Source organism: Rhizobium sp. NLR8a (assembly GCF_019685235.1).
Taxonomy (GTDB): Bacteria; Pseudomonadota; Alphaproteobacteria; order Rhizobiales; family Rhizobiaceae; genus Rhizobium.
On the sequence record NZ_JABDWI010000018.1, the window covers coordinates 21321 to 46935 of the forward strand.

Genomic DNA, 25615 nt, shown 5'->3' on the forward strand with positions numbered 1-25615 from the left:
AAATCCTGCTTTCAGTGTTCAGCGCTTGATCGAGGCGAGGGTGACGTGGACGATATGCCTTTCCCAGGCACTGAGATTGGCCGGCTCGATCAGGTCGCGGCCGAAGATCGTCGAAAGCGTGTACTGGTTGGAAAGATAGAAATAGCCGAGCGAGGCGATCGTCAGATAGACGTGCAGGGGATCGGCGGTCTCGATGAAGACACCCTGTTTCTTGCCCTGCTCGAGCACCTGCGACAGCTCGCCGATCAGATGCGAATGCAGTTCCTTGAGCCGGACGGACTGGCGCAGCCACCGGGCGCGATGCAGGTTTTCGGTGCCGAGCAGGCTCAGGAATTCGGGATGCTCGAGGAAATAACGCCAGGTGAAGAGCGCCAGTTCGCCGATGCCTTCCTCGGGGCTGCGGTCGCCGATATGCAGCGCGCGTTCGGCCGTGCGGATGCCGACATAGGCCTCTTCGAGCACCTTGAGGTAGAGCTGCTCCTTGTCGCCGAAATAGTGGTAGAGCATGCGCTTGTTGGTGCCGGCCCGTTCGGCGATGGCGTCGACGCGGGCGCCGCCCATGCCGTTTTCGGCGAATTCCCGGGTTGCCGCATCGAGGATTGCCGCGCGTGTCCGCTCCGGATCGCGTTGGGCCGTCCGTTCCATCGACGGTCGCCGGGCTTGCTTCTTTCCGTTATTTCCCCCGCTATCGTTCATCGCTCCACCCCTGTCGTCACATGTTGCGCTCATAAGCCTTCGGTGCGAAATTGTAAAAACCGAATTTGGAAAGGCCCCTGCTGAAACAGGATGATGAGGCCTGTTAGCCCCCAAAATCATCCTGCTCCCACTTAAGCAGTGAGAGCAGGATGTCGTCCGCTCGCTTACACGTTCGGCATCATGCTTTGGCCAACACCGCTTGACAGCCTTGCCGCTTTGCACGTAGCTTGTAACCAATTAGTTATTTGCGCAAGCGAAACTAGTTTGGAAGCGTGTGGAGGCGCTTCCCTTTGGAGGAGGAAAGAAATGACTCTACGTGTAAGCAGGCGTAATTTCGTTGCGGGAAGCGCCGCGCTTCTGTCGCTCTCGGCGCTCGGAACCAGCGCCTTGGCACAGGAAAAGCGCCTGCGTCTCCTGTGGTGGGGCTCGCAGCCGCGCGCCGACCGCACCAACAAGGTATCGCAGCTCTATCAGACCAAGAATCCGGGGACGTCGATCACCGGCGAGTTCCTGGGCTGGGGCGACTACTGGCCGCGCCTTGCGACCCAGGTCGCGGGCCGCAACGCGCCGGACGTCATCCAGATGGATTACCGTTACATCGTCCAATATGCACGGCGCGGCGCGCTCGCCCCGCTTGAATCCTATATGCCTGCCAAGCTCGATCTCGGGGATTTCGACAAGGCGCAAATTGAAGGCGGCAGCGTCGACGGCCATCTCTACGGCGTCAGCCTGGGCGCGAACTCGGCTGCGACGGTGCTGAACACCACTGCCTTCAAGGAGGCCGGCGTCGATCTGCCGACCCAGGCGACCACCTGGGAGGAATTTGGTCGCATGGGTGCTGAGATTACCAAGGCAGGCAAGCGCAAGGGCATGTTCGGCATCGCCGACGGCAGCGGCGGCGAACCACTGTTCGAAAACTGGCTGCGCCAGCGCGGCAAGGCGCTTTATACCGCCGACGGCAAGATCGGATTCGACGTGGATGACGCCTCGGAATGGTACGACATGTGGGCCAAGTTCCGTGCGTCCGGCGCCTGCGTTCCGGCAGATATCCAGGCTCTCGACAAAAACGATATCGAAACCAACACGGTGTCGCTTGGCAAGGCTGCGGCCGGTTTTGCCCATTCCAACCAGTTCGTCGCCTATCAGGCAATGAACAAGGATAAGCTGGCACTGACCAACTACATGCGCATCAAGCCGGATTCGAAGGGCGGCCACTATCGCAAGCCGTCGATGTTCTTCTCGGTTTCGGCCCAGTCGAAATCCGTGGACCTGGCAGTCGATTACGTCAATTTCTTCGTCAAGAATCCCGAGGCAGCGGTTCTGCTCGACGTCGAACGCGGCATCCCGGAATCCGCTGCCATGCGCGAGGTCGTAGCAGCTAAGCTCGACGAGAATGGCAAGGTCCCGCTGGAATATGTCAGCGGCCTTGGCGACCTCGCCGGCAAATTGCCGCCGCCCCCGCCGGCCGGTGCCGGTGAAGGCGAACTCATGCTGCGCAACATCGCCGAACAGGTCGGGTTCGGGCAGTTATCTCCCGCCGATGGCGGCAAACAACTTGTTGATGAAATCACGCAGATTCTCGCACGAGGCTGATCCCGTATGAGCAATGCGATGCGCACGCCCGCAGGGGCCATACCAGTGGAAAGATATCAAGGCGCAGTGGCCGAGGGACGCTTCAGGCGTCTCTGGAACGCCAACGCGCCCGGCTATCTCTTCCTCCTTCCGTGGCTTATCGGCTTTTTCGGGCTGACGCTCGGGCCGGCCCTGATTTCGCTCTACCTCTCCTTCACCGACTTCGACATGCTGCAGTCGCCGCGGTGGGTGGGAATTGCGAATTACGTGCGCATCGCCACGGCGGATCCGAAATTTTCCGCCGCCATGCACGTCACCCTGACTTATGTCGTCTTCTCGGTGCCGTTCAAGCTGACCTTTGCCTTGCTGGTCGCCATGGCGCTAAACCGCGGCCTGCGCGGGCTGACCTTTTATCGCGCCATCTTCTACCTGCCGTCACTGCTCGGCGGCAGCGTGGCGATCGCCGTGCTCTGGCGCCAGCTTTTCGCCAGCGACGGCCTCGTCAACGCCGCGCTCGCCCAGATCGGCATCGAAGGACCAAGCTGGATCTCGCATCCGAACTATTCGATCTATACGCTGGTGGCGCTGTCCGTCTGGCAGTTCGGTTCGCCGATGATCATCTTCCTCGCCGGCCTGCGCCAGATCCCGCAGGATATGTATGAGGCGGCAAGTCTCGACGGCGCCTCGAAATTCCGTCAATTCTACAAGATCACGCTGCCGCTTCTGACGCCGGTGATCTTCTTCAACGCCGTCGTCCAGACGATCGAAGCCTTCAAGGCCTTCACGCCGGCCTTCATCATATCGGGCGGCACGGGTGGGCCGATCAATTCGACGCTATTCTACACGCTCTACCTCTATCAGGAAGCCTTCGGCAATTTCCGCATGGGCTACGCCTCGGCGCTCGCCTGGATCCTGGTGGTGATCATCGCGATCTTCACCGCCTTCTCCTTCCTGACCTCGCGTTATTGGGTGCATTACGATGACTGAGATGACCGCTCCCGTCACCGCGGCCAGGCCGCCATCGGACATCACGAAACGCAGCCTGCCCGGGTCACTCATGATCCACGCCCTGCTGATCGCCGCCTCGCTTCTGATGCTCTATCCGCTGTTGTGGATGGTCTCGGCATCGGTCAGGCCGGAAACCGAGATCTTTTCGTCGACCTCGCTCATTCCGTCCTCGATCGATTTCTCGTCCTATGCGCGCGGTTGGGTCGGCCTCGATGTCAGCTTCGGCCGGTTCTTCTGGAATTCGCTCGTCATCTCGCTGCTGGTGGTGACCGGCAATGTCATTGCCTGTTCGCTGACGGCCTTCGCCTTTGCGCGGCTGCGTTTTGCCGGCCGGAATTTCTGGTTCGCGATCATGCTCGGCACGCTGATGATCCCCTATCACGTGACGCTGATCCCGCAATATGTGCTCTTCCTCAACCTTGGCTGGGTCAATACCATCCTGCCGCTCGTCGTGCCGAAGTTCCTGGCAAGCGACGCCTTCTTCATCTTTCTGATGGTGCAGTTCTTCCGCGGCATCCCGCGTGAACTCGACGAGGCGGCGATGATGGATGGCTGCAGCGCCTGGCGGATCTATTGGAAGATCATGCTGCCGCTGTCGCTGCCGGTGCTGGCAACGGCCGCCATCTTCTCCTTCATCTGGACCTGGGACGATTTCTTCGGACCACTGATCTACCTGAACGACATGAACACCTACACGATCCAGCTCGGCCTGCGCACCTTCGTGGATTCCACCAGCGCGTCGGATTGGGGTGGTCTCTTCGCCATGTCGACCCTGACGCTGGTGCCGGTGTTCTTCTTCTTCCTGTTCTTCCAACGCCTGCTGATCGAAGGCATCGCCACGACCGGCATGAAACGCTGATGGCAGTAGTGGAAAAGAGTGACATGAGCATCAAGACCGTCGCGATCGTCGGCTGCGGCATCGGCCGTTCGCATATTGTCGAAGGCTATCTGCCGCATTCCGACAAGTTCAAGGTGACGGCGATCTGCGATCTGAACGAAGAACGCCTGGCGGCCGTCGGCGACGAGTTCGGCATCGAACGCCGCACCACCTCTTTCCAGGCGCTGCTGGCCGACGACACGATCGACATCATCGATATCTGCACCCCTCCCGGCATCCATCTGGAACAGGTGGTCGCGGCCCTGGCGGCCGGCAAGCACGTCGTCTGCGAAAAGCCGCTGACGGGCTCCCTTGCCGGGGTCGATACCATCATGGAGGCGGAAAAAACCGCCAAAGGCGTGCTGATGCCGATCTTCCAGTACCGCTACGGCGACGGCATCCAGAAGGCCAAGCGGATCATCGATGCCGGCATTGCCGGCAAGCCCTATACGGCATCTGTCGAAACCTTCTGGCTGCGCAAGCCCGAATATTACGCCGTGCCCTGGCGCGGCAAATGGGCGACGGAGCTTGGCGGCGTGCTCGTCACCCATGCCTTGCATCTGCATGATATGCTGATGCATTTGATGGGCCCGGCGGCAAGGGTTTTCGGCCGGGTGGCCACCCGTGTCAACGATATCGAGGTCGAGGACTGCGCCTCCGCCAGCCTGCTGATGGAAAACGGCGCCTTCGTCTCGCTGTCCTGCACGCTCGGTTCGCAGGAACAGATCAGCCGGCTGAGACTGCATTTTGAAAACGTCACCTTCGAAAGCACGCACGAACCCTACACGCCAGGCAAGGATCCCTGGAAAATCATCGCCGCCAACGATGACGTCCGCGAAAAGATCGATCGGGTGGTCGGCGACTGGCAGCCCGTCGCGCCGCGTTTCACCACACAGATGGGCCAGTTCCATGCCTTCCTCAGCGGCCAGGGGCCGTTGCCGGTGACATCGAAGGATGCGCGCCGCGCGCTGGAACTCGTCACCGCCATCTACCAGTCATCGGACAGCGGCGCCGAAGTGCCGCTGCCGGTCGGTCCCGACAGTCCCAAATACGCCGATTGGCGCGCAAGAACGAAGTAACCTGCAAAAGAGAGGGTTTTGAGACGATGGCAACCAGTGTCGTTCTTCAGAAGGTCGAGAAGCGCTACGGCTCGCTGGATGTGATCCATGGCATCGACCTGGCGATCGATCCCGGCGAATTCGTCGTTTTCGTCGGCCCCTCGGGCTGTGGGAAATCGACCCTTCTGCGCATGATCGCCGGCCTCGAGGAGATCACCGGTGGGGCGCTGCTGCTCGACAGCGAGCGCATGAACGAGGTGGCGCCGGCCAAGCGCGGCATCGCCATGGTCTTCCAGTCCTATGCGCTCTATCCCCACATGTCGGTTTACAAGAACCTCGCTTTCGGCCTGGAGACGGCCGGTTACAAGAAGGCCGAGATCCAGCCGAAGGTGAAGCGCGCCGCCGAAATCCTGCAGATCGAGAAGCTGCTGGAGCGCAAGCCGAAGGCGCTCTCCGGCGGCCAACGCCAGCGCGTGGCGATCGGCCGCGCCATCGTGCGCGAGCCACGCATCTTCCTGTTCGACGAACCGCTGTCGAACCTCGATGCCGAACTGCGTGTGCAGATGCGTGTCGAGATCTCCCGCCTGCACCGGCAGCTCGGCAACACCATGATCTACGTCACCCATGACCAGGTCGAGGCGATGACGATGGCCGACAAGATCGTCGTCTTGAATTCCGGCCGCATCGAGCAGGTCGGCGCGCCGCTCGATCTCTACAACAACCCGGCCAACCGCTTCGTCGCCGGCTTTATCGGCAGCCCGAAGATGAACTTTTTGCAGGCGCGCATCGAAGAGGTCGGCGAGGCCGAAACCAGTATTCATGTCTGCGGCAATTCCGTCCGCCTGCCGCGCCGGCTGAGGGGCGGGGCCGGCGAGGCCGTCACCTTCGGCATCCGCCCCGAGCATCTGTCCCTCACGCAGGGCACCATCACGCTTTCGACCGTCAATGTCGATCTCGTCGAAAATCTCGGCGGCGCCACCATGCTCTATACGACGACGCCGGACGGACAGCTCCTGACGATTGCCCTCGACGGTCAGCAGAAGGTCGAGCGTGGCACCAATGTGCAGGCCTTCTTCGATCCGGCCCGCTGCCACGTCTTCGACGCTGCCGGCAAGACGATCTGACCCTATAGCCCCTTCGCGCGTCCGGAAGGACGCGCGCCGCGGCTTGACAGCCTATCCCGCTCTGCCCCATCATTTTGCAAGCGCCGCAAGGGGGATAGCATGACGCCTGAGGATAGGATTCATGCGCTTGGCATCTGGCAGGGTCCGATTGAAATTTCGCCAATATCCGGCGGCATCACCAACAGGAACTATCTGGTTAGCGATGCCGTCGTGCGCTGCGTGGTGAGACTCGGCGCCGATATTCCGATCCACCACATCATCAGGCAGAACGAGCTTGCCGCAAGCCGCGCGGCGCATGCCGCCGGCCTGTCGCCTGCCGTCATCCACCATTCGCCCGGGGTGCTGGTGCTCGACTATGTCGAGGCGCGGGCGCTGTCGCCCGAGGATATCAGGGCACCTGACATGCTGGCCCGGGTCGTGCCGCTGCTGCGCGCCTGCCACCATGACATCGCGCGGCATTTCCGCGGCCCGGCGATGATCTTCTGGGTCTTCCACGTCATCCGCGATTACGCCGCCAGCCTGAAGGAATCGGGCAGCCTCCACCTTCCGCTGCTGCCGGCGTTGATCGGCAAGGCCGAGATGCTGGAAGCAGCGGCAGGGCCGTTCGAGATCGCCTTCGGCCATAACGATTTGCTGGCCGCCAATTTTCTCGATGACGGCAAGCGGCTCTGGCTGATCGACTGGGATTATGCCGGCTTCAACACGCCGCTGTTCGATCTCGGCGGATTGGCCTCCAACAACGAGTTCTCGCAAGCCGCCGAGCAGATGATGCTCGAGAGCTATTTCGACCGGCCGCTGACCGATGAGCTGAGCCGCCGCTACGGCGCGATGAAATGCGCCTCGCTGCTGCGCGAGACGCTCTGGAGCATGATTTCGGAAATCCACTCCACCATCGATTTCGACTATGCCGCCTATACGGCCGAGAATCTGGCGCGCTTCGAGCGCGCCTATCAAGCCTTTGAACAGGATCCATAAATGACGAGACAATTACCGAAGACGGCAAAGGCCGTGGTCATCGGCGGCGGCATCATCGGCTGCTCGACAGCCTATCATCTCGGCAAGCTCGGCTGGACCGATACCGTCCTGCTCGAACGCAAGAAGCTGACCTCGGGCACCACCTTTCATGCCGCCGGACTCGTCGGCCAGCTGCGCACCAGCGCCAACATCACCCAGTTGCTCGGCTACTCCGTCGATCTCTACAAGCGGCTGGAAGAGGAAACGGGCCTCGGCACCGGCTGGAAGATGAACGGCGGCCTGCGCCTTGCCTGCAACGAGGAGCGCTGGACGGAGGTCAAGCGCCAGGCGACCACCGCCCAGTCCTTCGGCCTCGAAATGCAGTTGCTGACGCCGCAGGAGGCTTTCGATCTCTGGCCGCTGATGACGATTGACGATCTCGTCGGCGCCGCCTTCCTTCCGACGGACGGTCAGGCCAATCCTTCCGATATCACCCAGGCGCTGGCGAAAGGCGCCCGCATAGCAGGCGTTTCGATCTTCGAGGATACCGAAGTCCTCGACCTCGAGATCGACAAGGGACGAATCCGCGCCGTTGTGACCGCCGAGGGACGTATCGAATGCGAGCGCGTCGTCGTCTGCGCCGGCCAATGGACGCGCGCCTTTGGCCAGCGTTTCGGCGTCAACGTGCCGCTGGTCTCGGTCGAGCACCAATATATCATCACCGAATCCTTCGGCGTGCCCTCCAACCTGCCGACGCTGCGCGATCCCGATCGCCTGACCTATTACAAGGAGGAGGTCGGCGGCATCATCATGGGCGGCTATGAGCCCAATCCCATTCCCTGGGCGAAGCAGGGCATCCCGGAGGGTTTCCATTACACGCTGCTGGATAGCAATTTCGACCATTTCGAGCAGATCATGGAACAAGCGCTCGGCCGCGTTCCGGCGCTGGAGGATGTCGGCGTCAAGCAGTTGCTGAGCGGCCCGGAAAGTTTTACGCCTGACGGAAACTTCATTCTCGGTGAGGCGCCGGAGCTGAAGAACTTCTTCGTCGGCGCCGGTTTCAACGCCTTCGGCATTGCCTCGGCCGGCGGCGCCGGCATGGCGCTCGCCGAATGGGTGACGAAGGGCGAGCCGCCCTATGATCTCTGGCCGGTCGACATCCGCCGCTTCGGTCGCCCGCACTTCGATACCGACTGGGTGCGCACCCGCACGCTCGAAGCCTATGGCAAGCACTACACCATGGCCTGGCCTTTCGAGGAGCATTCGAGCGGCCGCCCCTGCCGCAAATCGCCGCTCTATGACCGGCTGAAGGCGCAAGGCGCCTGTTTCGGCGAAAAGCTCGGCTGGGAGCGGCCGAATTGGTTTGCCGATCTCTTCGCCAATGAGGAGCCGAAGGATATCTACAGCTACGGCAGGCAGAACTGGTTCGATGCCGTCGGTCGCGAGCATAAGGCGGTGCGCGAGGCGGCCGTCATCTTCGACCAGACCTCCTTCGCCAAATTCGTGCTGAAGGGCAGGGATGCCGAGGCGGCACTCTCCTGGATTGCCGCCAACGATGTTGCAAGGCCCGTGGGATCGCTCATCTACACGCAGATGCTGAACGACAAGGGCGGAATCGAATGCGATCTGACCGTCGCCCGCATCGCCGAGGACGAATATTACATCGTCACCGGCACCGGTTTCGCCACCCACGACTTCAATTGGATCGCCCGCAATATTCCGGCGGAGATGCATGCCGAGCTGGTCGAGGTCACCTCGGCCTATTCCGTGCTGTCGCTGATGGGACCGAATGCACGCGCGGTGCTGGAAAAGGTGACAGGCAGCGATGTCTCGAATGCCGCCTTCCCCTTCGGTCAGGTCAGAACCATCGGCATATCGGGCTGCCCGGTGCGAGCATTGCGCATCACCTATGTCGGCGAGCTCGGCTACGAACTGCATGTTCCCATTGAATATGCGACCACGGTCTATGACGTGCTGATGGCATCAGGCGGCGAATTCGGCCTCGTCAATGCCGGCTATCGCGCCATCGAGAGCTGCCGCCTGGAAAAGGGCTATCGCGCCTGGGGCTCCGATATCGGCCCCGACCACACGCCGGTTGAAGCCGGCCTCGGCTGGGCGGTGAAGATCAGGAAGAACATTCCGTTCCGCGGCCGCGAGGCGATCGAGCGGCAGCTTGCAGACGGCGTCAAGAAGCGCCTCGCCTGCTTCGTTCCCGACGATCCCGATACCGTGCTGCTCGGCCGTGAAACCATCTATCGCAACGGCAAACGTGTCGGCTGGCTCTCGAGCGGCGGCTTCGGTTATACGCTTGGGAAGGCGATCGGCTACGGCTATGTCCGCGACCCGGAGGGCGTGACGGAGGATTTCGTTCTCGCCGGCACTTATGAACTCGATGTCGCCAGGGAGCGCATTCCCTGCAAGGTGTCGCTGGCGCCGCTCTACGATCCCGATATGACGCGGGTGAAGGCTTGACCATGCGGTATGGCGGAGAAGAAAGAGCAACCCTGAACTTCCTGTGCTCGTCGCAGGAATCCAGCCACCGCGCGTCTGCGCGGTGGCTGGATTCCTACGGCCTGAATAGAGTTCCCCGCGCCCAGGGACTTGGGCGCACTGGATCCCTGTGACGAGCACAGCGATGACGGAGGAGAGGGTATGCCGTGTGGCACACCCTCTCTTTTGCCGAAAAGACTCACACTTCTTAAAACAGCGGCAGCCGGTCGTCCTGGATTAGGATCTCCAACTTGTCCGAGACATCCTGCGTCCAGGCCCGATGTCCGGTCAAAGCCGCCGGGAAAAGGCCGGGGAGGGTGAAGAGCGCCGCCGAAATCGCCGGGCCGGTGCGCGGGACGTCGGCAATCAGCGCGGCGATCTCAGCAGCGCGGGGATCGCGCAGCTCATAGCGCTCGCCATTGCCATGTTCGCCGGTCGCATAACGCATCCACGCCGCGACGGCGATCGCGTAGGTCTCCGCCCGGTCGCCAAGGGCAAGCGCCTCGCATGCCGGCTCCAGCAGCCGCTGTGGCAGTTTCTGCGTGCCGTCCATGGCGATTTGATAGGTGCGGTGCGCGATCGCCTTATTTGCAAAGCGTGCTATCAATTCATTGGCGTAGTCATCGAGATCGATGCCCGGCACCGCGTCCAGTGTGCGCGCCGCCGCGTGCATGTGGCGGTAGGCAAGCGCCGCCAGGCCGGCATCATCCATAACGTCTCGGATGAATTCATAGCCGCCGATATAACCGAGATAGGCGAGCAGCGAATGGGCTCCGTTCAGCATCCTGAGCTTCATTTTTTCGTAAGCCGAGACTTCCTCGACCATCAGCGCGCCGCGTACCTTTTCCCAGGCCGGACGGCCATTGGCGAAATGGTCTTCGATGACCCATTGCGTAAAGGGTTCCGTCTCGACCGCCGCCATGTCGGTGCGGCCCGTCAGCCGCTCGGCATCGGCATAGGTCGCTTCGGTGCTTGCCGGCGTGATGCGGTCGACCATCGTCGAGGGGAAGGGCACATTCGCTTCGATCCAGCGATGCAGGTCGGCATCGATGCGCGAAGTGAATTCCAGCACGAGGCGTTTCAGCACGGCGCCGTTGCTCGGCAGATTGTCGCAGCTGAGCGGCGTAAAGGGGGCGATGCCCTTCTGCCGTCGGCGCGCCAGTCCTTCGACGAGATAGCCGATGACGCCGCGCGGCGCATGCCGATTGGCGAGGTCGGCAACGACATCGGGATGCTTGAGGTCGAGGCCGCCGGTTGCGGGATCGAAGCCATAGGCCTTTTCCGTGACCGTCATACTGACGATGCGGATGGCAGGGTCCTCGAGCCGCGCCAGCAGGCCGGCCGGATCGCGTGGCGCCACATGCGCCTTCAGGATCGAGCCGATCACTTCGGCCGTCGTGCCTGATGTATCGCGGATCAGCATCGTATAAAGCCCGTTCTGGGCGGAGAGATTGTCCGCGACATCGGGCGTGCGCAGGCTCGCCACCTCAATGCCCCAGTCGCCGCCGGCTGCTGCGAGTGCAGCATCCGTGAAGGGCGCGAAATGGGCGCGGAAGAAGGCGCCCGGGCCGAGATGCAGGATGCCAGCCTTCAGCGCATTCCTGTTATAGGCGGGAAGCTTCGCCGTCGGCGCAAGGCCGGTCACGTTCTGCAGTCTGTCGCTCACAGCTTGTAGGCCTTCTTTGCATTGTCATAGGAGAGTTCGCGCGCCACGATCTCGGCTTCCTTCCCGGAAATCCGGTGCTCGGCTGCGAGTTGAGCGAGGAAGCGGCAGACTTCACGGCGCCAGACGTCGTGGCGGGCCGGGATCGACAGCAGCGCCCGCGTGTCATCGTTGAAACCTGCCATATTGGCGAAACCGGCCGTCTCTACCACCTGGTCGAGATAGCGACGGATGCCGAGCGGGCTGTCATGGAACCACCAGGGCGGGCCCACCATCAGGCAGGCCCAATGGCCGGCCATCGGCGCCAGCTCTCGCGCATAGGTCGTCTCGTCGAGCGTGAAAAGCAGGATGCGCAGGCCCGGCGCATGGCCATATTTGGAAAGCAGCGCATTCAAGCCGCCGACCCAGTCCGTGCGTGTCGGGATATCGGCGCCCATATTGGGGCCGCGGGTGGCAAAGAGTCCGCTGTCGGTATTGCGTCGCGAGCCGGCATGGATCTGCATCACCATGCCGTCCTCGGCCGAGAGACCGGCCATCTCGGTCATCATCTGGCCGCGGAAAAGCTCGGCCTCAACAGCCGAAAGCGGGCCCTTCAATGCCTTGTCGAGCAACGCCTGCTTTTCGGCCAGCGGCAGATCAGCGGTGAAGGCTGTCGGCACGCCGTGATCGGTGGCAGTCGCGCCGAACTTGCGGAAATAGGCGCGCCGGCGCCGATGCGCCTCGATCAGGCCGTCCCAGTTCGTCACGTCGGCGCCGGTGATTTCTCCGAACTTGAGGAGATTGTCGCGGAAACCGACGGCATCAGGATCGGTGACGCTGTCCGGCCGGTAGGTGGTGCGCACCTTACCGATCCAGCCCTCCGCCGCCATCTTCTGGTGATGGACAAGCGGGTCGAGCGCACCTTCGGTCGTCGCGATCGTTTCGATGCCGAATCGCTGATGCAGCGCCCGCGGGCGGAATTCGGGACGGGCGAGCTGGGCATTGATGTGATCGTAAAGCGCATCGGCATTATCCGCCGTCAGCGGTTCGGTGCAGCCGAGCACGGCCGACATTGCATGATCAACCCAGAGGCTCGAGGGCGTTCCGCGGAAGAGATGGTAATGCTTGGCAAAGGTCCGCCAGATCGCCCGCCCCTCAGCCACCGGCTTGCCGTCGAGCCTGGGAACACCGAGCTCGTCCAAGGTGACGCCGACGCTGTGCAGCATGCGGAAAAGATAGTGATCGGGAATGACCAGCAGCGAAGCGGCGTCTTCAAAAGGCTTATTGTCGGCGAACCAGGACGGTTCGGTGTGCCCATGCGGGCTGACGATCGGAAGATTGCGCACCGTCTCGTAGAGGTCTCGCGCGATGGTCCGTGTCGCCGGGTCGGCCGGAAAGAGCCGGTCCGGATGAAGAAAGCCGTTGCCTGCATCCATCAGTATTCCTCCCTGATGGATTAGGGCCTACCCCACTACATCGGGCACGGCAAGGTCTTTTAGTAACCAAACGGTTCAGTTTTGCGCATGGCCGCGCCGGGGATCGAAAACATTGACGCGGCGGCCTATTTCCGGTTTGGGAGAACCATCTGTTCTGCCGGTGTCGGCAAAGGAGGATCGATGTCCGACGAGACCAACCGCATCACCCGGCTGGAGGAAATGCTGGCCCATCAGGCAAAGACGATCGAGGAGCTTTCCGATCAGCTCGCCGAACAATGGAAGAGCGTGGAGCAGATGCGCACCAAGCTCGAACGGTTGACAGAACGCTTCCTGTCGCTGGAGGAGCAGTCGCTGGACGCGCCGGCCATCACTCGTCCGCCGCATTATTGAAAACACGCGGCGGAATGCCGCGTGCTCTCGGTACGGGGGCCGATCAGACGCCGCCAATGCAGAGATATTTCATCTCTAGATAATCGTCGGCGCCATGGCGGGAGCCCTCGCGGCCGAGACCGGATTGCTTGATGCCGCCGAAGGGCGCCGTCTCGGATGACATCAGCCCGGTATTGATGCCGATCATGCCGTATTCCAGCGCCTCCGCCACCCGCCAGACCTTCTTCAGGTCACCGGCATAGAAGTAGGCGGCCAGGCCGAATTCGGTGTCGTTGGCCTGAGCGATGACGTCCTCGGCCGTCTCGAAGCGGAAGAGCGGCGCCACCGGCCCGAAGGTTTCCTCGCGCGCCACCGTCATGCCGCGGGTCACGCCGGTCAGCACCGTCGGCGCAAAGAAGGTGCCGGCGCCGTCGATGCGCTTGCCGCCGGTCAGAACCTTGGCGCCCTTGGCCAGCGCGTCGCCGACATGGTCCTCCACCTTGGCAAGACCCTGCTCGTCGATCAGCGGCCCGATCTCGACACCGGGCTTGAACCCGTCCCCGACCGACAACTCGGCGACCTTGGCGGCAAGCTTCGCGGCAAAGGCGTCATAGACGCTGGACTGGATATAGAGGCGGTTGGCGCAAACGCAGGTCTGGCCGGCATTGCGATATTTGGAGGCGATCGCGCCCTCGACGGCGGCGTCGAGATCGGCATCGTCGAAGACAATGAACGGCGCGTTGCCACCGAGCTCCAGGCTCACCTTCTTGATCTGGTCAGCGCATTGCCGCATCAGGATGCGGCCGACTTCCGTCGAGCCGGTGAAGCTGATCTTGCGCACTTTCTCATTGCCGCAGAGCTCTCGGCCGATTGCCGGCCCGTCGAGCCCGACGATCAGATTGAAGACGCCGGCGGGAATGCCGGCCTGTTCGGCGAGCACGGCGAGGGCAATCGCAGTCAGCGGAGTCTGCTCGGCCGGCTTCGAGACGACAGTGCAGCCGACGGCAAGCGCCGGGGCGATCTTGCGGGCAATCATCGCCGCCGGGAAATTCCACGGTGTGATCGTGCCGACGACGCCGACCGGCTGCTTGATGACGATCATGCGCTTATCCTGGGAAGGCGCCGGGATCGTCTCGCCGTAGATGCGCTTGGCCTCTTCCGCATACCATTCGATATAGGCGGCGGCATAAAGGATCTCACCGCGCGCTTCGGGGAAGGGCTTGCCCATTTCGGCCGTCAGGATCGCCGCGAGCGCGTCGGCATTGGCGACGATCAGGTCGAACCATTTGCGCAGGATCTGGCTGCGTTCCTTGGCGGGGCGGGCAGCCCAGGCCGGCTGGGCAGCATAGGCCGCATCGATCGCCGCCCGCGTTTCGGCTGCGCCCATATCGGGGAGGGAGGCGAGCAGCTCGCCGGTTGCCGGGTTCAGAACGTCGAAGGTCTTTGCGGCGTCGCCCGACGTCCAGACGCCGTTGATATAGCCGGCATCGCGCAACAGCGGCGAGGAAAAGGCAATGTGCCTGGTCAGTGCGGTAGTGAAAGCCATATCATATCTCCTTGGGAGCGGCTGCCGATCGCCGGCGCCATTGAAATCCGGGTTCGATCGGCGCTAGCTGGCGGCACTCGCCTCCAGCATCGAGGTCTCGAGAATGTCGAGCGCCTCGCCGAAGACCTCGTCCTGGATGGTGATCGGCGCGAGGAAGCGGATGACGTTTCCATGGACGCCGCAGGTGAGCAGGATCAGCCCCTTGTCGAGCGCTGTCAGCCGCACCTTGTTGGCGAAATCAGCACTCGGCAATCCCGTCCTCCGGTCATTGAATTCGACGGCGTTCATGAAGCCCGGTCCGCGAATATCGGCGATCTCCGGCACCTTTTCACGCAAGGATTCCAGCCGCTGCTTCAGCCGCCCGCCGAGCAGGTTCGCTCGGTTGCAGAGATCCTCCTCCTTGATGACGTCGAGGACGGCATGGGCAGCGGCGATACCGAGCGGATTGCCGCCATAGGTGCCGCCGAGCCCGCCCGGCCCCGGCGCGTCCATGATTTCGGCGCGGCCGGTGACGGCAGCAAGTGGGAAGCCGCCGGCGAGGCTTTTCGCCATCGTCGTCAGGTCGGCGGCCACCTCGTGGTGATCCATCGCGAACATCTTGCCGGTGCGGGCAAAACCGGTCTGCACCTCATCGGCGATCAGCAGGATGCCATGCTGGTCGCAAAGTTCGCGCAGGGCTTTCATGAAGGCTGCGGGCGCCGGATAGAAGCCGCCTTCACCCTGCACCGGCTCGAGGATGATGGCTGCGACACGCTGCGGATCGACATCGGCGGCGAAGAGTTTCTTCAGCGCCGCAAGCGACTGATCGACGGAGACGCCATGCAGTTCGACGGGGAAAGGAACATGGAAGACATCGCCGGGCATCGCGCCGAAGCCGACCTTGTAGGGCACGACCTTGCCGGTCAGCGCCATGCCCATGAAGGTGCGGCCGTGGAAGCCGCCGCCGAAGGCGATGACGGCCGAGCGGCCGGTCGCGGCACGGGCGATCTTGACGGCGTTCTCGACCGCCTCGGCGCCAGTGGTGACGAAGATGGTCTTTTTCTGGAAATTGCCGGGCACCAGGGCGTTCAGCCGCTCGGCGAGGCTGACGTAGTTCTCGTAGGGCACCACCTGGTGGCAGGTATGGGTGAAGCGGTCGAGCTGATCCTTGACCGCCGCAATGACCTTGGGGTGGCGGTGGCCGGTGTTGAGCACGGCGATGCCGGCGGCGAAATCGATATAGCGGCGGCCCTCCTTGTCCCAGATTTCGGCATTCTCTGCGCGATCCGCATAGATCTGGGTAGTCATGCCGACGCCGCGTGAAATCGCGGCGTTCTTCCGGTCGGTAAGGCTTGTCGCGGTCATCGATCTGCTCCCGTGTTGAAGGTTTTTGGAATTATCTTGCATAAGTTCTGTAAGATTCTCTGGAAATTCCTACATTTTTTCTGCAAGAAAACAAGCGGCATTTTTTGCTTCAAACATCACGCGATTTGATGAATGCTCGCGCAACGAGAATCGGGGTATTGGCTGATGAGTGACAACGGGCCTGTGCGCTACAAGGTAGCGGAGGCCGCGCGGCTGGCGGGGGTCTCCGCCTCGACGCTGCGCCTCTGGGAAAGCCAGGGCCTGGTCGTTCCCGGCCGCTCCGAAACCGGCCATCGGCAATATAGCGCCGACGACGTGGCGCGGCTGAAGCGCATCTCCTGGTACCGGGTCGAGCGCGGTCTCAATCCGGCAGCAATCCGAGAGGCGCTGGAGAGCGAGGAACCCTCCGCGGACAGTGCCGAACCCGGCCAGGATTCCGGCCTCGGCCGGAAACTGCGGAGCCTCCGCCACGCCGCAGGCAAGACGCTCGATCAGGTGGCCGGTGATATTGGCATCACCGCGTCGACGCTCTCGACGCTGGAGCGCACCTCGCAAGGCGTCGGATTCAAGACGCTGCACGACCTCGCCGAATATTACGCCACCACCGTCTCCCGCCTCTCCGGCGAGGAAAGCGTGGAGGTGCCGGCAGTGATACGCGCCGGCGAGTGGCGCACCTGGCCGGAAACGACCCCCGGGGTTACGGTGCAGTTGCTTGCCGAAGGCCGCAGGATGATGGATTGCCATCGTTTCGTGCTGGCGCCGGGCGCTGCCAGCGAGGGCGCCTATCGCCACGAAGGCGAGGAATTCATGCATGTCCTGTCCGGCCGGCTGGAACTGGTGCTCGACAGCGATCAGTTCTTCGATCTCGGCCCGGGCGATTCACTGTATTTCGAAAGCCGCCGCTACCATTCCTGGCGCAACCGCCACGATGGCGAAACCGTGCTTCTCTGGATCAACACGCCGCCGACATTCTGAACCAGCCGCAGCAGGAAGCAGTTTCGCAATGTGTGCCTTTGCGCTATAGCGCGAGTGGAGAATATCCGAACGAAAGACAGTCTCATGGCCGCCACCATCCGTTATCACGAAGGCGATATTTCCGCGGCCGACGCGGCCCGCTACACCGGCGCGATCGCGATCGATACCGAGACGCTGGGCCTGGTGCCGCGGCGGGATCGTCTCTGCGTCGTCCAGCTTTCTCCGGGTGACGGCACCGCCGACATCATCCGCATCGCGGCCGGCCAGAAAGAGGCCCCCAATCTCGTCGCTCTGCTCGAAGATCCCACGCACCAGAAGATCTTTCATTACGGCCGCTTCGATATTGCCGTGCTCTTCCATACCTTCGGCGTCACGACGAACCCGGTATTCTGCACCAAGATCGCCTCGCGCCTCTGCCGCACCTACACCGATCGCCACGGCCTCAAGGACAATCTCAAGGAAATGCTCGACGTCGATGTCTCCAAGGCGCAGCAATCGTCCGATTGGGCGGCCGAGACGCTGTCGCCGGCCCAGCTCGAATATGCCGCTTCCGACGTGCTTTACTTGCACGCGCTTCGCGACAAGCTGACGGCCCGCCTGATCCGCGACGGCCGGTTCGATCATGCCACGGCCTGCTTCGCATTCCTGCCGACCCGCGCCAAGCTCGACCTGCTCGGCTGGGAAGAGGCCGATATCTTCGCTCACAGCTGAGCGAATTGCCGTCAATCTTCACTGTCTGCGGTCGCGGGTGAACTGATCCGCCGACGTTAGCGATTCGTTAATCTCTGTTTCTTAATATTCGATTTAATTTTTAGGCATTCGATGGCGCCGCTTGCGTCATGCGGACAGGAGGATCTGCTCGGGATGCAAGGGACCGGATGAGCGCGGTCCTTTCATGGAGCCTGCTTTCATCGTCACTTTACGAAAGGGCATGCCATGCTGACCCCCGTTCGTGCAGCGTCCAATGCAAGCTTTTCATCCCAGGGCCAGACTGCGGCGATCGTGGCCGGCAGTCCTGACCGTTCGGTGATTGCCCCCGCGCCCGTCAACGCGATCGAGGCCACTGAGCTGAATTCCGCCATTGCCGGCAAGCTCAATATCCTGCTCCTTGCGGCGCGCGAGCGCATGGTTGAAGCCCTTTTCGATGTCATCGATGCGGCTGGCCGCTCGATCTCGCTCGATCGCGGCGAGGACGAGAGCAATTCCGCCTTCGCCTCCCGGCTCGCCGATGCCATCCGCGGGCTGCCGACCGCCAGGATCGATGAGGTCGAAGGCCAGCTGAGCGCGCAGGGGCACAGTCTGCCGCTTCGGACGATCGCGGAAGCCTTGAAGAATCCGACAGGGCCTGAGGCGGCGCGTATCATCGCCTATCTGGAAATCGTGCGCTACAAGGACCGTGATCTCGCTGCCCGCGCCGTCGTCCGATCCTATGGTCAGAACGATGCTTCGCCGATGCGCGCCGAAGCCCGGCCCGAGATCCAGCTGCATGAAGCCAGCCTGCTCGCCGCGATCCGCCAGCCGGCGGAAACGCAATCTGAACCAGCCGGCAAATTGATCGAGACCGCCCTGCTTGCGGCAAGCGAGGAAGCGGTGAGCGCCTTAGCCGTGGAAGCCGCGGATCCTGAAATTTCGCAGTCTGAAAACTGGATTCGCTCCGCTTCGGTGACAAAAGCAGAGCTTGCCCCGAAGGTCGAAGCCCGGCAATCAGTGCCGGCAGAGCCGCGTGCGGGTGACGACACGGCCGAGGTGACGGAGCCGCCGGTCATTCAGCCTCTCGCAACGTCGGAAAAAGCCGATCCTCTCATTCCCCGGAACTGGACGGGAATCCTCGCCTCCATGACCGAAGCGGTCTCCGAGATGATCGTAACCATCATCCGTGAGCAGGACGTCGAAACGGTGCAGGAGGATGGTCCCGTCGAGGCGGCGGTGGAGGTCGATGCCATTCTCGACGAGGCCGTCATCAGCGAAGCGAAGGAGACCTTGACGAGACAGCCGGCAGATCTGGCCGCTGCCGATGCTCGACAGTCCCCAATGCCCCACCTGTCTCAGATGGAACCCGGGGCCACGGCTGCGGCTGCCCGCCAGCCGAAAGAAATTGCCGCACAGCCGCAACCGATGCCGCTGCCCGACATGGCGGAGGCCTCTTATGTGCCGCTCGCGGCCAAGGTGGCGGAGGGCTTTGCCTATGCTCAGCTGCCTTATCAGTTCGCCAAGGATACGCCGTCGAACGAAAAGGCCGGTGAAACGAGCCACCAGCATCACCATCACCAGGACGGTGCGCCGCAGGACGAGCAGCAGGCGCAATCCGGCGGCGAGGATGCCGAACCCGATGCTGAAGGGGCGGAGGCGGCACCCGAGCGCAGGACGCCGAGGATGATCGATACCGAGCCGTCGGCATATCGGCCCGACACTGCAGCCGATCCGGTCTACGCGCTTTATCAGCGCATGGCCGGCTGGGAATAGCGGCTTTCATCACCTGAAAATGAAGAACCCGCCGGATCGCTCCGGCGGGTTCCGCATTTCAGACGTGACTGCGAGGCTTATTCGCCGCCGCGGTTCTTCAGGGCTGCGCCCAGGATGTCGCCGAGCGAAGCGCCCGAGTCGGACGAACCGAACTGAGCGACGGCTTCCTTCTCTTCCGCAATCTCCAGGGCCTTGATGGACAGCATGATCTTGCGGTCCTTCTTGGAGAAGTTGGTGACGCGGGCGTCGACGACCTGGCCGACCGAGAAACGCTCAGGACGCTGCTCGTCGCGGTCGCGGGCGAGATCGGCGCGACGGATGAAGGACGTGATGTCCTCGTGGTTGACGAGCTTCACTTCAATGCCGCCATCGTTGATGGCGATGACTTCGCAGGAAACAACGGCGTTCTTGCGCAGGTCGCCGGAAGCTGCTGCTTCACCAACAGCATCCTTGCCGAGCTGCTTGATGCCGAGCGAGATGCGTTCCTTCTCGACATCGACGTCGAGAACGACGGCCTTGACGACGTCACCCTTGTTGAACTCCTCGATGACCTGTTCGCCCGGACGGTTCCAGTCGAGGTCGGAGAGGTGCACCATGCCGTCGACATCGCCGTCGAGGCCGATGAACAGGCCGAATTCGGTCTTGTTCTTGACTTCGCCTTCAACTTCAGTGCCGGCCGGATGGCTGCGGGCGAATGCTGCCCACGGGTTTTCCAGCGTCTGCTTGAGGCCGAGCGAGATACGGCGCTTGGACGGATCGACTTCGAGAACGACGACTTCGACTTCCTGGCTCGTGGACAGGATCTTGCCGGGGTGAACGTTCTTCTTGGTCCAGGACATTTCCGAGATGTGGATCAGGCCTTCGATGCCCGGCTCCAGCTCGACGAACGCACCGTAGTCGGTGATGTTCGTAACGGTACCGGAGATCTTCTTGCCTTCCGGATACTTGGCCTGGATGCCATCCCACGGATCGGACTCGAGCTGCTTCATGCCGAGCGAGATGCGGTGGGTTTCCTGGTTGATGCGGATGATCTGAACCTTGACCTGCTGGCCGATGTTCAGGATTTCCGACGGATGGTTCACACGGCGCCATGCCATGTCGGTGACGTGCAGCAGGCCGTCGATGCCGCCGAGGTCGACGAACGCACCGTAATCGGTGATGTTCTTGACGACGCCGTCGACAACCTGGCCTTCTTCGAGGTTCTGAACGATTTCAGAACGCTGCTCGGCACGGGACTCTTCCAGGACCGTGCGGCGCGAAACCACGATGTTGCCGCGGCGCTTGTCCATCTTGAGGATTTCGAAGGGCTGCGGGTTGTGCATCAGCGGGGTCACGTCGCGGATCGGGCGGATGTCGACCTGCGAACGCGGCAGGAAGGCGATCGCACCGTCGAGGTCGACCGTGAAGCCGCCCTTGACCTGGTTGAAGATCACGCCTTCGACGCGCTCGCCGGCTTCGAACTTGGCTTCGAGCTTGATCCAGCTTTCTTCGCGGCGAGCCTTCTCGCGCGACAGAACGGCTTCACCAAGCGCGTTTTCGATGCGCTCGACATAGACTTCGACTTCGTCGCCGACCTTCAGCGAACCGTCCTTGGCGCGTGCGCCGAATTCCTTGAGCGCGATGCGGCCTTCGACCTTGAGGCCGACGTCGACAACGGCGACATCCTTTTCGATGCCCGTGACGATGCCCTTGGTGACATAGCCTTCAGCCAGATCGTTTTTGGCAAAGGACTCTTCGAGAAGGGCCGCGAAATCCTCGCGAGAGGGAGTTGCTACTGACATAAAATCTCCTGCGTGGCCTTCGATAGCGTCAAGGCCCACGTATGCGCCGGTTGGTTCGTGTTGAATGGGCCTGAACCCAGTCCGCCTTCTCTGACGAAGGCAATCCGGCGCTTGGACGGAATTTCAGGCTGCATTAAAGCGATCCATGCGTCTGAGCATGCAAAATCGCTTGAATTTAGGCATTTCGGTTCAAGACCGCATCGATGATCGATTGAGCGGCTTGAAACGCGGCCTCTATACTCATTTCCGACGTATCAAGCAAGTGCGCATCATCAGCTGGTTTCAAAGGGCTGTCGGCCCGCCCCATGTCGCGTTCGTCGCGCCGCTTGACGTCTTCGAAAATCGCCTCCAAATCCGCCGTCGCCCCCTTGCCCAGGATCTCGTCGTAACGGCGTCTGGCGCGCACCTCCGGCGACGCCGTCACATAGAGCTTGACCGGCGCATCCGGGCATACGACCGTGCCGATATCGCGCCCATCGAGCACCGTGCCCGGCGTCTTTGCCGCAAACCGGCGCTGCGCCTCGACCAGCGCCCGGCGCACCGCCGGCATGACGGCGATTTTCGAGGCAGCTTCACCGATCTCGTGTCGGGAAAGTATATCGCGATTCAGTCCGGCGAGTTCAACCTCCCGCGCGATCTTTTCGGCCACCGCCTCGTCGTCGAGCGGCAGGCCGGCATCGAGCAGCGCCTTGGCCGTTGCGCGGTAGGTCAGCCCCGTGTCGAGATGGTGAAAGCCGTATCGTTCAGCGATAAGACGCGAAAGCGTCCCCTTGCCGGCCGCCGCCGGGCCGTCGATGGCGATGGTGAAACTCTTTGTTGCCATGGGATCAATCCTGCAATGATGCGCCGTATGGCGCCAAAGGGGTCGTCTTGCGCGGATGCGGCTGGAACAGCTGGAAGCTGGCGGTGGGCTGCGGCGCAGAGCCATGCATCCCGTAATCCTCTGTAACTGCAGCACATTTCTTCCGAAGCGTCGGCCTGGCCGGCTGCTGCCTTCGCCCGCTTCTTCTACTGCCGCGGCTCGTTACCACAAACACCATGAGCGGTCATCCGTCTGCAGGCCAAAACGCCCGCGCCGAGATGATAAAGTTTGGCTTTGACATGGGAAGCCACAGCGATTAAGGGGACCGGCTTATAAATTCCGATGGAACGCCGGCTTGCACGGCATTTTGCCGAATCGCGGATTCGGCCATTCTCACGAGGCTTATAGTGGCGAAAGCGGAACTTGGAACCAAGCGCACCGATCCGGAAACCGGCAAGAAGTTTTATGATCTGAACCGGGATCCGATCGTTTCCCCTTATACCGGCAAGTCCTATCCCCTGTCCTTCTTCGAGGAAACCTCGGCGATCGCTGAGGTTGCCGAAGAAGACGAGGTCGCGGAAGTCGATACCGAAAACACCGAAGTCGAACTGGTTTCGCTTGAGGATGCCGACGACGGCGCCTCTGGCGACGACATTCCGGACATGGGCGACGACGATGTCGAAATCGAAGGCGACGACGATGACGACACTTTCCTCACGCCCGACGAAGACGACGACGATGACGACATGAGCGACATTATCGGCGTGACCGGCGACGAAGACGAAGTCTGATCGGACAAATGCCGGCCCGGACAACAAAAAAATTCCGGGTCGGTTTTTTTGGGCTTGCTATCTGCGAAAACCGCAAGTAAGAAGCCGCCACTCCAGAGGGAACGCCCTCCGGAGCATCCCAGGACCGGCCATGCCGGACCGCCTTGATGGGGCTATAGCTCAGCTGGGAGAGCGCTTGCATGGCATGCAAGAGGTCAGCGGTTCGATCCCGCTTAGCTCCACCAGCCTACGCTCTTCGAGCTTCGGCTTGGCAAGCCGGAAGGCTTGACGGAACGAGGGCGAGAAGGAGGCGGAGGCTGCCGCGACGTAGTTGCGAAGCAACGTAGGCGGGCTGTGATCCTTCCATGAAATATGTCTACATTCTCAATAGTGTCGAACTTCCGGATCGCTATTACGTTGGCGTGACGGGCGACCTGAAGTCGCGTCTGGCAAAACATAATGCCGGAGAAGTTTCTCATACCTCGAAATACGCCCCTTGGTCTCTCAAGACCTATCTCGCCTTCTCCGACGAAGCGCAGGCCTTTGCCTTTGAGAAGTATTTGAAGTCGGCTTCCGGCAGAGCATTCGCAAAGAAAAGACTCTAGCCGCGCTCACGCCACCCCCGGCAGACCGTTCCCACAGCCTGCCGGCGCCTTCCGCCTCACATCTCCACGATCGCTGCCGTCACCCGTTTCACCACCGGCAGCACCAATAACAGCACCGGAAAGGCGATGGCCCAGGAGAGGACCCAAGCGGATGGCCACATGGCAAGTGCAACTGCGGTCAGGCCTTGCGCTCTGACGATGCTGATTGCGGAGACGACTGATGTCATTAGCAGCGAGAGGATGAGCGGCATGACGATCGCATTGTAGCGCTTGGGGAGTTTGCCTTTGGGCATTTTGATCTCCGTAAGATGCCGATCGAACAATCGCGCAGCGCCGATCGGCGGTTGCGCGTTGATTGACGTAAACGCTTACGGAGCTTCGGTCTGAAGCGACGCCGTTTTATGATCGAAAGAATCTTTTCGCGCAAGCGTGGCCCCGGCCAAATCCTCTTTGCCAATTCCTCAACGAACAGGATTTATCCTTGCTGCAGGAATCTCAGTGATTCGCCTTCAGGATCCCCAATGACCAGAGCAAGACGCCGCCGTATCATTCGTACACGACGAACCCTGACCGGGCTCGCCCTCGTCGGTTCGATTTCATTTCTGGCCGGCATGACCGATGCGACCGGGCTGCTGCTGACCGGCGATTTCGTCTCCTTCATGACGGGGAATACGACGCGGGCCGCACTCGCGCTGGGCCAGGGCAATCTTTATCATGCGGCGGTGCTGATCTCCGCCATTCTCGTTTTCGTGCTCGGCAATGCGACCGGTATCGTCATCGCCCATGTCTCCGAGCGGCGCATCTTCGTCGTTCTCGGCTGCGTCGGGGCCGTTCTGGCGCTTGCTTCGATGACGACGGCTGAGAGCCTGATGTTGGTGCGGTTCTACATGATCGTTTGTTCCATGGGCATGGTGAACGCCGCCGTCGAACATATCGAAGGCCTGCCGATCGGCCTGACTTATGTCACAGGCGCACTGTCGCGTTTCGGCCGCGGCATCGGCCGCTGGATTATCGGCGATCGCCGTGTCGAATGGACGATCCAGCTCGTCCCCTGGGGCGGCATGATGCTCGGCGCGATCGCCGGTGCCGTCCTGACCCGGTTGACCGGCGCCCATGCCTTGTGGCTGGTCTCCATCTTTGCCATGGCGCTGGCGCTTGTCGCCATGTTCATTCCCCGGCCGCTTCAGCGGCGCTTCAACCAGAAGCTCGCGCCGCATCACACGGGCGCCCTGCGCTAGCGATAGGACCCTCGCATTCCTGTTACCGCCGAATCGGATAGGAAGGACGCGCGCCCATCCTCAAGGAGTAGGTCTTGTTCGTCATTTCCAAGCTTGTCTGGATTTTTGCCCAGCCGCTGTCGCTGGCATTCCTTCTCGTCTTCTTCGCCTTTGCCGCCGGACTTCTGCGCTGGCACAGCTCAAGCGTCCTCGGCGCGATGGCTTCAGCCCTCATCCTCTTCATCACGCTCTACACCACGGCCGGCAACCTTCTGATGCAGGGGCTCGAGCAGCGCTTCGCCAAACCTGCCGCCGATCCCGACAGCCTGCAATGCATGATCGTGCTCGGCGGCGCCTTCGAAAACGAGGTGAATACGGCGCGCCACGGCATTGAATTCAATCCTGCCGCCGACCGCTTCATCGAAGCGCTGCGGCTCGCGCAGAAGTTTCCGCAGTCGCGCATTCTGATCTCGGGCGGCGACGGCTCACTCTCGGGCATTTACGAAGGCGATGCGGCGGCATCCGAGCGCTTCTTCCCGCTCTTCGGCGTCAGCAAGGATCGCCTGATCGAGGAGCGGCAATCGCGCACCACCTTCGAAAACGCCGTCAATACAAAAGAAGTCCTCGCGGGCCACGGCCTTTCCCAGTGCCTGCTGATCACCTCGGGCTTCCATATGCCGCGTTCCGTCGGCATCTTCCGTAAGCTCGGCATCGACATCGTGCCCTGGCCGACCGACTATCGCACCGACGGGCAGGTTCGGCTGAACCTGGATTTCACTCAGCCGAACCTCAACGCCCAGAATATGGCGACTGCGGTCCGCGAATGGTACGGCCTGGTCGGCTACTATCTCGCCGGCCGGACGTCGGAGCTTTATCCGCGCTAAGC

23 protein-coding genes and 1 tRNA gene are annotated in these 25615 nt (G+C 61.9%); 16 read left to right on the forward strand and 8 right to left on the reverse strand.

The annotated features are described in order from the left end of the window. Positions 1-18: 18 nt before the first annotated feature. Complete coding sequence (locus HJC04_RS28585; protein WP_210629685.1) at positions 19-696, reverse strand: TetR/AcrR family transcriptional regulator; 678 nt, start codon at positions 694-696, stop codon at positions 19-21. A 306-nt stretch (positions 697-1002) separates the two neighbouring features. On the opposite strand from HJC04_RS28585, the gene HJC04_RS28590 reads away from it, so the two are divergent. The 7 genes from HJC04_RS28590 to HJC04_RS28620 all read left to right on the forward strand — a co-directional run bounded on the left by HJC04_RS28590 (position 1003) and on the right by HJC04_RS28620 (position 9761). Further along, positions 1003-2289, forward strand: a complete 1287-nt coding sequence (locus tag HJC04_RS28590) for an ABC transporter substrate-binding protein (protein ID WP_210629684.1) — start codon at positions 1003-1005, stop codon at positions 2287-2289. Between the two features lie 6 nt (positions 2290-2295). Continuing rightward, positions 2296-3255: a carbohydrate ABC transporter permease gene (locus HJC04_RS28595; protein WP_210629683.1), complete on the forward strand. Its 960-nt coding sequence runs from the start codon at positions 2296-2298 to the stop codon at positions 3253-3255. Continuing rightward, positions 3248-4135: a carbohydrate ABC transporter permease gene (locus tag HJC04_RS28600; RefSeq protein ID WP_405047683.1), complete on the forward strand. Its 888-nt coding sequence runs from the start codon at positions 3248-3250 to the stop codon at positions 4133-4135. The genes HJC04_RS28595 and HJC04_RS28600 overlap by 8 nt, the downstream gene beginning before the upstream one ends. After that, on the forward strand, positions 4135-5232 hold the full coding sequence (locus HJC04_RS28605; RefSeq protein WP_210629682.1) for a Gfo/Idh/MocA family protein: 1098 nt from the start codon (positions 4135-4137) through the stop codon (positions 5230-5232). Before HJC04_RS28600 ends, HJC04_RS28605 begins: the two co-directional genes overlap by 1 nt. A 26-nt stretch (positions 5233-5258) precedes the next feature. Next, positions 5259-6335 carry an ABC transporter ATP-binding protein gene (locus tag HJC04_RS28610; protein WP_221147650.1) on the forward strand — a complete coding sequence of 359 codons (1077 nt, stop codon included), beginning with the start codon at positions 5259-5261 and terminating at the stop codon, positions 6333-6335. Between the two features lie 99 nt (positions 6336-6434). Then, the gene (locus HJC04_RS28615; RefSeq protein WP_221147651.1) at positions 6435-7310 is read left to right on the forward strand and encodes a phosphotransferase; all 876 of its coding nucleotides are present in this window, start codon (positions 6435-6437) and stop codon (positions 7308-7310) included. Continuing rightward, positions 7311-9761 carry an FAD-dependent oxidoreductase gene (locus HJC04_RS28620; RefSeq protein ID WP_221147652.1) on the forward strand — a complete coding sequence of 817 codons (2451 nt, stop codon included), beginning with the start codon at positions 7311-7313 and terminating at the stop codon, positions 9759-9761. A 226-nt stretch (positions 9762-9987) separates the two neighbouring features. On the opposite strand, the gene HJC04_RS28625 is transcribed toward HJC04_RS28620, so the two are convergent. Both HJC04_RS28625 and uxaC read right to left on the reverse strand, forming a co-directional pair. Continuing rightward, positions 9988-11445 (reverse strand): mannitol dehydrogenase family protein, encoded by a 1458-nt coding sequence (locus tag HJC04_RS28625; RefSeq protein ID WP_221147653.1) that lies wholly within the window; start codon positions 11443-11445, stop codon positions 9988-9990. Next, entirely contained in the window at positions 11442-12857 is a 1416-nt protein-coding gene (uxaC, locus tag HJC04_RS28630; RefSeq protein ID WP_221147654.1) for a glucuronate isomerase, read from the reverse strand. The genes HJC04_RS28625 and uxaC overlap by 4 nt, the downstream gene beginning before the upstream one ends. A 180-nt stretch (positions 12858-13037) precedes the next feature. On the opposite strand from uxaC, the gene HJC04_RS28635 reads away from it, so the two are divergent. Further along, positions 13038-13247, forward strand: a complete 210-nt coding sequence (locus tag HJC04_RS28635; protein ID WP_210629676.1) for a SlyX family protein — start codon at positions 13038-13040, stop codon at positions 13245-13247. Positions 13248-13290: 43 nt separating this feature from the next. Here HJC04_RS28635 and HJC04_RS28640 read toward each other — a convergent pair whose 3' ends face one another. Both HJC04_RS28640 and HJC04_RS28645 read right to left on the reverse strand, forming a co-directional pair. After that, positions 13291-14772 (reverse strand): NAD-dependent succinate-semialdehyde dehydrogenase, encoded by a 1482-nt coding sequence (locus HJC04_RS28640; RefSeq protein WP_210629675.1) that lies wholly within the window; start codon positions 14770-14772, stop codon positions 13291-13293. A gap of 63 nt (positions 14773-14835) precedes the next feature. Continuing rightward, on the reverse strand, positions 14836-16116 hold the full coding sequence (locus HJC04_RS28645; protein WP_210629674.1) for a 4-aminobutyrate--2-oxoglutarate transaminase: 1281 nt from the start codon (positions 16114-16116) through the stop codon (positions 14836-14838). A 165-nt stretch (positions 16117-16281) separates the two neighbouring features. Here HJC04_RS28645 and HJC04_RS28650 point away from each other — a divergent pair, with 165 nt between their 5' ends. From HJC04_RS28650 to HJC04_RS28660, 3 genes are all read left to right on the forward strand, one after another. Beyond that, positions 16282-17091: a MerR family transcriptional regulator gene (locus HJC04_RS28650; protein ID WP_210629673.1), complete on the forward strand. Its 810-nt coding sequence runs from the start codon at positions 16282-16284 to the stop codon at positions 17089-17091. Positions 17092-17175: 84 nt separating this feature from the next. Beyond that, positions 17176-17802: a ribonuclease D gene (locus HJC04_RS28655; protein ID WP_064800202.1), complete on the forward strand. Its 627-nt coding sequence runs from the start codon at positions 17176-17178 to the stop codon at positions 17800-17802. A 225-nt stretch (positions 17803-18027) separates the two neighbouring features. Continuing rightward, positions 18028-19554 carry a hypothetical protein gene (locus HJC04_RS28660; protein ID WP_221147655.1) on the forward strand — a complete coding sequence of 509 codons (1527 nt, stop codon included), beginning with the start codon at positions 18028-18030 and terminating at the stop codon, positions 19552-19554. 77 nt (positions 19555-19631) lie between these two features. On the opposite strand, the gene rpsA is transcribed toward HJC04_RS28660, so the two are convergent. Beyond that, positions 19632-21335 carry a 30S ribosomal protein S1 gene (gene rpsA / locus HJC04_RS28665; protein ID WP_210629671.1) on the reverse strand — a complete coding sequence of 568 codons (1704 nt, stop codon included), beginning with the start codon at positions 21333-21335 and terminating at the stop codon, positions 19632-19634. Between the two features lie 175 nt (positions 21336-21510). After that, positions 21511-22158, reverse strand: coding sequence for a (d)CMP kinase (gene cmk / locus HJC04_RS28670; RefSeq protein ID WP_210629670.1), 648 nt, complete (start codon positions 22156-22158; stop codon positions 21511-21513). 386 nt (positions 22159-22544) lie between these two features. On the opposite strand from cmk, the gene HJC04_RS28675 reads away from it, so the two are divergent. The 3 genes from HJC04_RS28675 to HJC04_RS28685 all read left to right on the forward strand — a co-directional run bounded on the left by HJC04_RS28675 (position 22545) and on the right by HJC04_RS28685 (position 23512). Beyond that, positions 22545-22928, forward strand: a complete 384-nt coding sequence (locus HJC04_RS28675; protein WP_210629669.1) for a TIGR02300 family protein — start codon at positions 22545-22547, stop codon at positions 22926-22928. A gap of 148 nt (positions 22929-23076) precedes the next feature. After that, positions 23077-23152: transfer RNA gene (locus HJC04_RS28680), tRNA-Ala, on the forward strand. A 120-nt stretch (positions 23153-23272) separates the two neighbouring features. Then, entirely contained in the window at positions 23273-23512 is a 240-nt protein-coding gene (locus HJC04_RS28685; RefSeq protein WP_210629668.1) for a GIY-YIG nuclease family protein, read from the forward strand. A 56-nt stretch (positions 23513-23568) separates the two neighbouring features. On the opposite strand, the gene HJC04_RS28690 is transcribed toward HJC04_RS28685, so the two are convergent. Beyond that, on the reverse strand, positions 23569-23805 hold the full coding sequence (locus HJC04_RS28690; RefSeq protein WP_221147656.1) for a DUF2798 domain-containing protein: 237 nt from the start codon (positions 23803-23805) through the stop codon (positions 23569-23571). Positions 23806-24033: 228 nt separating this feature from the next. Between HJC04_RS28690 and HJC04_RS28695 the strand changes: the two genes are divergently transcribed. Together HJC04_RS28695 and HJC04_RS28700 are read left to right on the forward strand one after the other, a co-directional pair. Beyond that, the gene (locus tag HJC04_RS28695; RefSeq protein ID WP_210629666.1) at positions 24034-24750 is read left to right on the forward strand and encodes a YoaK family protein; all 717 of its coding nucleotides are present in this window, start codon (positions 24034-24036) and stop codon (positions 24748-24750) included. 74 nt (positions 24751-24824) lie between these two features. Continuing rightward, positions 24825-25613 (forward strand): YdcF family protein, encoded by a 789-nt coding sequence (locus HJC04_RS28700; protein ID WP_210629665.1) that lies wholly within the window; start codon positions 24825-24827, stop codon positions 25611-25613. Positions 25614-25615: the final 2 nt, after the last annotated feature.